Annotated in this window: 7 protein-coding genes and 1 other annotated feature (1 of these 8 running past the window's edge); of the genes, 4 read left to right on the forward strand and 3 right to left on the reverse strand. The window is 63.1% G+C overall.

The features are described 5' to 3' along the window. The first annotated feature begins 192 nt into the window (after positions 1–192). Positions 193–1,068: a DUF4167 domain-containing protein gene (locus ACST81_RS07110; protein ID WP_438752150.1), complete on the forward strand. Its 876-nt coding sequence runs from the start codon at positions 193–195 to the stop codon at positions 1,066–1,068. 83 nt (positions 1,069–1,151) lie between these two features. On the opposite strand, the gene ACST81_RS07115 is transcribed toward ACST81_RS07110, so the two are convergent. Continuing rightward, the gene (locus ACST81_RS07115; RefSeq protein WP_438752151.1) at positions 1,152–2,618 is read right to left on the reverse strand and encodes a SulP family inorganic anion transporter; all 1,467 of its coding nucleotides are present in this window, start codon (positions 2,616–2,618) and stop codon (positions 1,152–1,154) included. A gap of 66 nt (positions 2,619–2,684) precedes the next feature. Beyond that, positions 2,685–2,740, reverse strand: a sequence feature (sul1 is cis-regulatory element that is thought to sense ions involved in sulfur or methionine metabolism; They are found in Alphaproteobacteria). Positions 2,741–3,000: 260 nt separating this feature from the next. Here ACST81_RS07115 and clpB point away from each other — a divergent pair. Further along, complete coding sequence (gene clpB / locus ACST81_RS07120) at positions 3,001–5,604, forward strand: ATP-dependent chaperone ClpB (RefSeq protein WP_438752153.1); 2,604 nt, start codon at positions 3,001–3,003, stop codon at positions 5,602–5,604. 61 nt (positions 5,605–5,665) lie between these two features. Here clpB and ACST81_RS07125 read toward each other — a convergent pair whose 3' ends face one another. After that, positions 5,666–6,574 (reverse strand): LysR family transcriptional regulator, encoded by a 909-nt coding sequence (locus tag ACST81_RS07125; protein WP_438752155.1) that lies wholly within the window; start codon positions 6,572–6,574, stop codon positions 5,666–5,668. Between the two features lie 106 nt (positions 6,575–6,680). Here ACST81_RS07125 and ACST81_RS07130 point away from each other — a divergent pair, with 106 nt between their 5' ends. Both ACST81_RS07130 and ACST81_RS07135 read left to right on the forward strand, forming a co-directional pair. Beyond that, positions 6,681–7,409, forward strand: coding sequence for an SDR family oxidoreductase (locus ACST81_RS07130; RefSeq protein WP_438752156.1), 729 nt, complete (start codon positions 6,681–6,683; stop codon positions 7,407–7,409). Then, a complete protein-coding gene (locus ACST81_RS07135; protein WP_438752158.1) occupies positions 7,409–7,738 on the forward strand; it encodes an Atu4866 domain-containing protein in 330 nt (109 codons plus the stop codon). Before ACST81_RS07130 ends, ACST81_RS07135 begins: the two co-directional genes overlap by 1 nt. Before the next feature lie 21 nt (positions 7,739–7,759). Here the strand turns inward: ACST81_RS07135 and ACST81_RS07140 are convergent, their stop codons facing one another. After that, positions 7,760–9,649: the 3' portion of a M23 family metallopeptidase gene (locus tag ACST81_RS07140; RefSeq protein WP_438752160.1), read on the reverse strand. Its footprint extends 81 nt past the window's final position; 1,890 of the gene's 1,971 nt are visible here — the last part of the coding sequence; its start codon lies beyond the right edge, outside the window; the stop codon is at positions 7,760–7,762.

A 9,649-nucleotide genomic window follows, 5' to 3' on the forward strand; every position in this document is an offset into this window, starting at 1 on the left:
CAAAAGAGTTGCTAAGGTTCGACAGTGCCTGGTGCGGGTACCTGTTAATTTGACTTTAACCAGCGACGGTACCGTCATGAGACGGTTGGGTCGCGGCGCGTGTCTGCCTGACCCGGAATTCTCTTGAAGAATTTCTGGCGGGCCACGAAGCCACAAGATCATCAATATCAAGAGAATCCAGGTGAGTGAACGATGAGGCCAGGACAGCAGAACAAGCGCGGCCGTGGGCGTAATAACAATACCAACACCAGCAACAACAATGGCGGTGGCAATAACAACAATCATAACCGGAAGGGCTCGAACCCGCTGACCCGGACCTATGATAGTTCCGGTCCGGACGTGAAGATTCGTGGTACCGCGCAGCACATCGCCGAAAAATATGCGACGCTTGCCCGTGACGCTCAAAGTTCCGGTGACCGGGTCGTGGCGGAGAACTATCTCCAGCACGCCGAGCATTACAACCGCATCATTGCCAGCGCCCAGGCGCAGATGCAGGAACGCTTCCAGCGCGACGACCGCACTGATTACAACGATCGCAACGACTATCAGGACCGCGACGGCAACGAGCGCGACGACGATATGGATCAGGGCGATACCGAGGACAATTCGGGCGGCCAGGACCAGCAGGTCGAGCAGCAGCAGCGGCACCATCAGCAGGCAGAGCGCCAGCAGCGGCAGCACCGCCAGCCGGAGGGTGAACGCCAGCAGGACCCAGAGCGTCAGGCCCAGCCCGATCAAGAACGCCAGCCGCGCCAGGAACGCCAGCGCCAGCAGGACCGTCCGCGCCAGCCGCGCGCCGAGCAGGCCCAGCCGCGTCCCGATCTGGCGCCGCAGCCCGTCATCGACGGTTCCGGCCCACAGCCGGTGATCGAAGGCACGCCCGCCGAGGTTTCGCTGGAAGAGGAAGCACCGACCGGCCGCGCCCCGACGCGCCGCCGTACCGCACCGCGCCCCCGCCGCCAGCCACGCCGTGGCGAAGCCGGTGGTGACGAAGCTGCTGCTTCGGGTGAAGAGGGTGGCGATCAGGGCGGCGACAAGCCGGCTCTGGCCGAGGCCGCCGGCGAATAAGCCGGACGAGATGCCGGAAACGGCGGCCGATATTCATGTGAGGTAAAACCCGGTGGGCTCTTGAGCTGCCGGGTTTTGCTTTTTCAGGATTCCTTCAGCGACAGGGGATTGTCGAGGCTGCCGATCAGGGTCGAGCTTGCCGCGTTGAGGCCGGCGACATCGACGGTGATGCCGTTGGCCTTGAAGCGGTGGACGACCTTTTCCAGCGCCGCGACCGCGGTGATATCCCAGAAATGGGCTCGCGAGACATCAATGAGAACATGCATGCCTTCGGCTTCGTCGAGGGTGAAGGATTCGATGAAGGCATCGGCGGACGCGAAGAAGATCTGGCCGGTGACGCGGTAGGTCACCATTGCAGCCGCCGCATCCGGCAGGGTCTCCACGCGCATCAGTCGGGCGACCTTGAAGGCGAAGAACACGCCGCTGAGGAGGACGCCGACGGCGACGCCGAGCGCGAGGTTGGCGCTGAACACGGTGACGACGACTGTCACCAGCATGACGGCGCTCGACATCCGGGGGTGAACCACGAGCGTGCGCAGCGACGACCAGTCGAACGTGTCGATCGAAACCATGACCATGATGGCGACGAGGGCCGCCACCGGCACCTGTGACACCCATGGCTTGAGCAGGACCATCAGGATCAGCAGCAGGGCGCCGGCGAACAGGGTCGAGAGCCGGCCGCGCCCGCCATATTTCACGTTGCTGACCGTCTGGCCGATCATGCCGCAGCCGGCAATGCCGCCGAACAGGCTAGCGGCGGTGTTGGCGATGCCGAGGCCCGTGCATTCCCGGTTCTTCGAGCTTGGCGTATCCGTCAAGTCATCGACGACGCTGGCGGTCATCATCGATTCGAGCAGGCCGACCATGGCGATGGCAAGCGCCGGGGCCGCGATGATCTTCAGGGTCTCAAGCGTCATGGGAACGGTCGGCCAGGCGAAGATCGGCAGCGAATCCGGCAGCTTTCCGAGATCCGCGACGGTCAGGACCGGAAGATCCAGTGCCACGGCGGCGATGGTGAGAAGGAGGATGCAGATCAGCGGCGAGGGGACGGCGGTCGTGATCCGGGGCGCGAGATAGATCACCGCGAGGCCGGCAGCCAGCATGGCATAGGACGTCCAGTCACCGCCGATGATGTGCGGCAGCTGCGCCGCGAAGATCAGGATCGCCAGCGCGTTGACGAAGCCGGTGCGCACGGATTTGGACACAAACCGCATGAGCACGCCGAGCCGCAGCAGGCCGAAGACGATCTGGATCAGGCCGGCCAGCAAACCGGCGGCAAGAAGATATTGCAGGCCGTGGGCATGGACGAGCGGGGCGGCGACCAGCGCGACGGAGCCAGCGGCGGCGGAGATCATCGCGGGGCGTCCGCCGGTAAAGGCGATGACGATGCCGATGATGAAGGAGGCGAATAGGCCGACTTCCGGATCGACGCCGGCGACGAAGGAGAAAGCAACGACTTCCGGGATCAACGCGAAGGTCGCGACGGCGCCGGCGAGCATTTCGCGGATGGGATTGGCGGACCAATCCCGACGGATGGATGACAAAGACATGAAGTGAGATCTCGCAACGCATGGCAAGCGCGCGGTGGCGCGATTTTATCGGGACATGCAGGTGTGCGTTGTCTGGCGGATCGGCGGCCAGAAGAGCCACCCGGAATTGCACCGGGTCCGTGGTGAGTGTGTCGCTTATAAACCGGGTTTTCGCGGCGATGCAACACGGGATTTTTCAAGGGTCGGGTCGGAGGAATTCTATTTCGCGGCGACGATAAAATGCCTCTTTAATTTGCAAAAAATTGCACCCATATTCCTCTCAAGTTGTCGTGGCTGTCTTTTGGCAGCGGAACGACGAGACACGGGCTTGCCTTTTCAGGGGGCCTCAATCCAACCGTCGGCAGTGCCATCAACGGGCTGACCGATTTCCGGAGGTAGACTGATGAATATTGAAAAATACTCCGAGCGCGTGCGCGGTTTCCTGCAATCCGCCCAGACCTATGCGCTGGCCCAGGGGCATCCGCAATTCGTTCCCGAACATCTGCTGAAAGTCCTGCTCGATGACGACCAGGGCATGGCAGCCTCGCTGATCGATCGCGCTGGCGGCAGCGCCAAGGATGCCAAGCTCGCCAATGACGGTGCGCTGGCCAAGCTTCCGAAAGTATCCGGCGGCAACGGCTCGATCTCGCTGTCGCAGCCGCTGGCCAAGGTGTTCACCACGGCTGAAGAAGCTGCCAAGAAGGCGGGCGACAGTTTCGTCACCGTCGAGCGGCTGCTGCAGGCGCTGATCATCGAAACGTCGGCTGCGACCTCGGGCATCCTGTCGAAGGCTGGCGTGACGGCGGCCAAGCTCAACCAGGTGATCAACGACATCCGCAAGGGACGCACCGCCGACGGGGCGAACGCCGAAGCCGGGTTTGACGCGCTGAAAAAATATGCCCGCGACCTGACGGCGGATGCCCGCGACGGCAAGCTCGACCCGGTGATCGGTCGCGACGATGAAATCCGCCGTACGATCCAGGTCCTGTCGCGCCGCACCAAGAACAACCCGGTCCTGATTGGTGAACCCGGCGTCGGCAAGACGGCAATCGCGGAAGGCCTGGCCTTGCGCATCATCAACGGTGACGTGCCCGAAAGCCTCAAGGACAAGAAGCTGATGGCGCTCGACATGGGCGCGCTCATCGCCGGTGCAAAATTCCGCGGCGAATTCGAAGAACGGCTGAAGGCCATTCTCTCCGAAGTCCAGGCGGAAGCCGGCGAGATCGTCCTGTTCATCGACGAAATGCACACGCTGGTCGGTGCCGGCAAGGCGGATGGCGCGATGGATGCGTCCAACCTCCTGAAGCCCGCGCTTGCACGCGGCGAACTGCACTGCGTCGGCGCGACCACGCTCGACGAGTATCGCAAGCACGTGGAAAAAGACGCGGCCCTTGCCCGCCGGTTCCAGCCGGTCATGGTCAACGAGCCGAATGTCGAGGACACGATCTCGATCCTGCGGGGCCTCAAGGAAAAGTACGAACAGCACCACAAGGTGCGGATCTCCGATTCCGCGTTGGTGGCGGCCGCGACCCTGTCGAACCGCTACATTACCGACCGGTTCCTGCCGGACAAGGCGATCGACCTGATGGACGAGGCCGCATCCCGGCTGCGCATGCAGGTGGATTCCAAGCCCGAGGAACTGGACGAACTCGACCGGCGCATCATGCAGTTGAAAATCGAGCGCGAGGCCCTGAAGAAGGAAACCGACCGCGCCTCGAAGGACCGGCTGGAAAAACTCGAACTGGACCTGACCGGGTTGGAAGAGCAAGCCGATGCGCTGACGGCGCGCTGGCAGGCGGAAAAGTCGAAGCTCGGCCTGGCTGCCGATCTCAAGAAGCAGCTCGACGAGGCCCGCAACGAACTGGCGATCGCCCAGCGCAAGGGCGAGTTTCAGCGGGCTGGCGAGCTTGCCTATGGCGTGATCCCGAAGCTCGAAAAGGAGCTGGAGGCATCCGAAGCCCAGGATTCGACGACCAATTCGATGGTGCAGGAAGTCGTCACACCGGACAACATCGCCCATGTGGTTTCCCGCTGGACCGGTATTCCGGTGGAAAAGATGCTCGAAGGGCAGCGCGACAAGCTGCTGCGTATGGAAGATGAACTCGGCAAATGGGTTGTCGGCCAAGGTGATGCGGTTCAGGCTGTGTCGCGCGCGGTTCGTCGTTCGCGCGCCGGTCTGCAGGATCCAAACCGTCCGATCGGTTCGTTTATCTTCCTCGGGCCGACCGGCGTGGGCAAGACCGAGCTGACCAAGGCCTTGGCTCGTTTCCTGTTCGACGACGATACGGCACTGGTGCGCATGGACATGTCGGAATATATGGAGAAACACTCCGTATCCCGGCTGATCGGCGCACCTCCCGGCTATGTCGGCTACGAGGAAGGCGGCGCGCTGACCGAGGCGGTGCGGCGCAAGCCTTATCAGGTCGTGCTGTTCGACGAGATCGAGAAGGCGCATCCGGACGTGTTCAACGTTCTGCTGCAGGTTCTCGATGACGGCCGCCTGACCGATGGCCAGGGCCGCACCGTCGATTTCCGCAACACGATGATCATCATGACTTCCAATCTCGGGGCGGAATACCTGTCCCAGCTTGGCGAGAACGATGACAGCGACCAGGTGCGCGATCAGGTGATGGATGTGGTGCGCGGTCATTTCCGCCCCGAATTCCTCAACCGGATCGACGAGATCATCCTGTTCCACCGCCTGAAGCGCGCAGAGATGGGGGCGATCGTCGATATCCAGCTGACTCGCCTGAAGCAGCTCCTGGCCGATCGCAAGATCACGCTCGAACTCGACGACGAGGCCCGCGCCTTCCTCGCCGACAAGGGCTACGATCCGGCCTATGGCGCGCGTCCGCTGAAGCGGGCCGTGCAGAAATACGTCCAGGACCCGCTCGCCGAGCAGATTCTGCAGGGCAACTTCCCGGATGGCTCGACGATCAAGGCGTTTGCCGGGTCGGACCGGCTGAACTTCAAGCTGCGGGACGGGGCGGAGAAGGCCGCGGCGTAAGGATCGACTGCGATCGCAATGACCATCAGACCTCCCCGGTTTTCCGGGGAGGTTTTTTGCGCTATCGGTCCGTGGTTTGCGACCGCGCGCGCTTGATCCAATCCAGCAAGGCCCGAAGCTTGGGCGTCAGGTTCCGGCGGTTCGGATAATAGAGGTAGAAACCGGCGAATGGCGGGCTGTACTCTTCCAGCACGGGCACGAGTGCACCTTTCTCGATCAGCGGGCGGAACGTCTCCTCCATGCCGAAGGTGATGCCGGCGCCCGACAGCGCCAGGCGGATCATCAGGCCCATGTCGTTGGTGGTGAACTCGGGCTCCACCGCCACACTGAAATCCTTGCCGTCCTCCGTGAATTCCCAGCGATACGGCGCAATCCCCGGTCCCGGGCGCCAGCCGATGCAGCGATGATGCGCCAGGTCTCGAGGGTGATTGGGCCGCGCCACTTTTTTCAGATAGGCGGGTACGCAAACGGCAAACTGACGCTGCAGGCCGGAAACGGAAACGGCGATCATGTCCTGTGCGACGACTTCGCCGAGCCGAACCCCGGCATCATAGCCCTCAGCGACAATGTCGAATTCCTCATCGGACACGGTGATGTCGATCTGCACATCCGGGTTGGCTTCCGCAAAGGCTGCCAGCAGGTCTCCGGATAGAAAACTTTCCGCGATTGATGAGACGGCGAGCCGCAACTGGCCGCGCAGGTGGCCACGGGCCTCCGCGACGGTCGACACCGCAGTCGAGATGTCGGCAATTGCCGGACCGATGTCGTCAAACAGGCGCTGGCCCTCTTCCGTCAGGCTGACACTGCGCGTCGTCCGTCGCACCAGCAGAATGCCGAGCGTTTCCTCCAGCCTGGAGATCGTCTGGCTGACCGCCGAGCGCGTGACCCCCAGCCGGTCGGCCGCGGCACGAAAGCTGCGCTCTCGGGCGACAACGGCAAAGACGGAAAGTGCATTCAGGTCCGGTGACATTGGTTAGCTATCCTTGCCGTCGAGATCATCAATAAGCGGCTTATCGCGACAATGGTCTGTCCCTATCCTGTCCGCAAGCACCAAGCTTGAAACGGAAGGAAAGATCATGTCAGACGAGAAAACAGTCCTCATCACCGGCGCCTCCAGCGGGATCGGCGCGGGCATTGCCCGTGAACTCGGCCGTCCCGGATACAGGCTGATGCTCGGTGCGAGGCGCACCGACCGACTGGAGACATTGGCCGAGGAACTTCGCGCGGCCGGCGGCATGGTGGAGACGCGTCGGGTCGACGTGACCGACCGCGCGGATGTGGCGGTCTTTGCCGATGCCGCGCGGGCCGCTTTCGGCAAGGTTGATGTCATCGTCAACAATGCCGGCATCATGCCGCTGTCGCTGATGGCCTCCATGAAGGTCGATGAATGGGACCGGATGGTCGACGTCAATATCAAGGGTGTCCTTCATGGCATCGCCGCCGTGCTGCCGGAGATGACGAAACGAAGCTCGGGTCACATCATCAACATCGCCTCGATCGGTGCGCTCAATGTGGTTCCGACGGCTGCCGTCTATTGCGCCACCAAGTTCGCCGTGCGGGCGATTTCCGACGGGTTGCGGCAGGAGCGGGACGATATCCGCGTGACCTGCATCCATCCGGGCGTCGTGGAAAGCGAACTGGCCGGGACGATCACCGACCCCGCCGCCGCCGAGGCGATGAAGGCCTACCGCGCCATCGCGCTGCAGCCCGACGCGATCGGGCGGGCCGTCCGCTTTGCGATCGAGCAGCCGGCGGATGTCGATGTGAACGAAATCGTCGTGCGTCCGACGCGGACGGCGCACTGATGGTCAGAATCGCCATGGTCTTGTCGATAGCGGCGGTGCTGACGGGCACCGCCTTGGCCCAAACGGAGGACGACACGATGAACGCAACGCATGAACCGCATCCCTATATCGGCCTCTGGGTGACGAAGGATGAGCGTGTCCGCCACGAACTTCTTGCCAACGGTCGCTATGACGAAGCGCGTGGCACGCGGGAAAGCGCCTATCAGGGTCGCTACGAGGTGAGTGGCGATCACATCGAATATTGGGATGATACCGGCTTCACCGCCGATGGCGATTTCATCGACGGCGTTCTCCATCACGGCGGCATGATCCTCTATCGCAAGCGGTAGAATATTCCGATGGCCGTGGTGCTACTGCGCCGCCGCCACTTCCGCCGTGCCGTTGTCCTTGGCCAGCAATTCGTCGATGCGGGTGCGCTCTTCCTCGAATTGCGCCAAAGCCGGGCCATCGAGCGACTTTCCGCCGGGCAGGCGAATGCGCAGCGGATCGACGCGGTTGCCGTTGACGATCAACTCGTAATGCAAATGCGGCCCGGTGGACAGGCCGGTGGTCCCGACCCAGCCGATCACCTGGCCCTGGACGACCTTGGCGCCGGCGGTGACGCCCTTGGCGATGGTGCTCTGGTGATTGTAGGACGAGACATAGCCGTTGGCATGGCGGATCAGCGTCTGATTGCCGTAGCCGCCGCTATCCCAGCCGGCCTTCTCGACGACGCCATTGCCGGCCGCGATGATCGGCGTGCCGCGCGGGGCCGCCCAGTCGACGCCGGTATGCATGCGTGAGAAGCCGAGGATCGGATGGCGGCGCATGCCGAAGCCGGACCGGAACGTGCCGTTCGGCACGGGATTGCGCAGCAGGAACTGGCGAATACTCTTGCCCTGCTCGTTGTAGTAGTCGATCGAATTGTCTTCCGGGTCCTGGAAACGATAGAACTTCGTCTGCGCATCGCCGAACTTGGCGTTGACATAGAGCAATTCGCTGTCGTCCGTCGCCTTGCCGCTCTCATCAGTGACCGAGAAGAAGGCTTCGAGGCTGTCGGTCGGCTTCAGCTGCGCCTGGAAATCGACATTGCTCGCCAGAAGCTTGATGATCTGCGCCACCATGGTGGAATTCATGCCGTAGGAGAGGGCGGCGCGATAGACGCCGTCATAGACGCGGGGCAGGTCGCGGCCCGCACTGATCGCCGGCGTGCCGGTATCGTCGAAGGCACTGGCGACGGCGGCGAGCGGCGGCGGCTCGTAGCCCTTGACGAAATTGCCGCCATCGTCGAGCGCCATGGTAAAGACATGGGCGCCGCGCGAATAGACGCTGGCGCGCACGACCTTGGCTTCCTCGTTCTCGCCCTTCTGGATGATGCCGATGCGCAGGACATCGCCTTCCTGCAATTCCGTCGCATCGAGCGCCGGCCGCAGGTAACCGGCGAGATCCTCGGCCTGGGCCTTGCCATAACCGGCATTGATCAGCACGGCGGCGATCGGCGTCGCGCGGCGCACTGGGATGACGTCGTCGGCATATTCCGTGGTCTGGCCGGCGGTGTTCTCGAAGGCCGAGACCGTCATGTTCTCCTCGACGATACGCGCCGACAGACCCTGGATCAGGTCGATGTCGGAAGCGTCGGAGGCGAAGCGGCGTGGATCGACATAGAAGAGCGAGGCGAGCTGGGTATTGCCGTCGGTGAGAACGGATCCGTTGGTGCGGACATTCTCCTCGACCTCGTCCATCGACATGGAGGGGGCGAATTTCAGCGTCGATCCCTTGAGCGGGAAATCGATCGTTTTCAGGGCCACCTCGGATTCGACGTCGGAACCGTAAATCGTCCCGGTGCGGCTGACCGGCGGCGCGGCCTGCGCCTCATCGCTGGAAAAGATCGCCAGCGGATCGAAGGAGGGATACTTCTCGGCCGCCTGGTGATTGGCGGCCAGCGTCATCTTCACATGGGCAAACGGCTGGCGGCGCACCACCTCCTTGTCGCCGTCCCGCGTCATCGTCGAGACTTCGAGAATGGTGCGATCGGAGGGCTTGGCGACGATATTCGGCGTCAGGACGCGGTTGCCGCGCTTGGCGGCGGCGGTCGGCTGGCTTCCGCGGGCGGACGGATCCATCACCGCCGCGTAGGCTTCCGCCGGAATGGCGAGCTGCTGGCGGCCGTCGAGCGCCGCAAAAAGCGCGACGCCCATCAAAAGGCTGGAGGTGATGCCGGTCAGGAACGTGCCCGACAGCCAGCGCAAGGAAATCTCGCG

The organism is Pararhizobium sp. O133 (assembly GCF_051669845.1).
Lineage (GTDB): Bacteria > Pseudomonadota > Alphaproteobacteria > Rhizobiales > Rhizobiaceae > Pararhizobium.

Bases quoted from the DNA above. Each gene is read 5' to 3' on its own strand.
- ACST81_RS07110 (WP_438752150.1), top strand. From the start codon at position 193: ATGAGGCCAGGACAGCAGAACAAGCGCGGCCGTGGGCGTAATAACAAT.
- ACST81_RS07115 (WP_438752151.1), bottom strand. From the start codon at position 2,618: ATGTCTTTGTCATCCATCCGTCGGGATTGGTCCGCCAATCCCATCCGC.
- clpB (WP_438752153.1), top strand. From the start codon at position 3,001: ATGAATATTGAAAAATACTCCGAGCGCGTGCGCGGTTTCCTGCAATCC.
- ACST81_RS07125 (WP_438752155.1), bottom strand. From the start codon at position 6,574: ATGTCACCGGACCTGAATGCACTTTCCGTCTTTGCCGTTGTCGCCCGA.
- ACST81_RS07130 (WP_438752156.1), top strand. From the start codon at position 6,681: ATGTCAGACGAGAAAACAGTCCTCATCACCGGCGCCTCCAGCGGGATC.
- ACST81_RS07135 (WP_438752158.1), top strand. From the start codon at position 7,409: ATGGTCAGAATCGCCATGGTCTTGTCGATAGCGGCGGTGCTGACGGGC.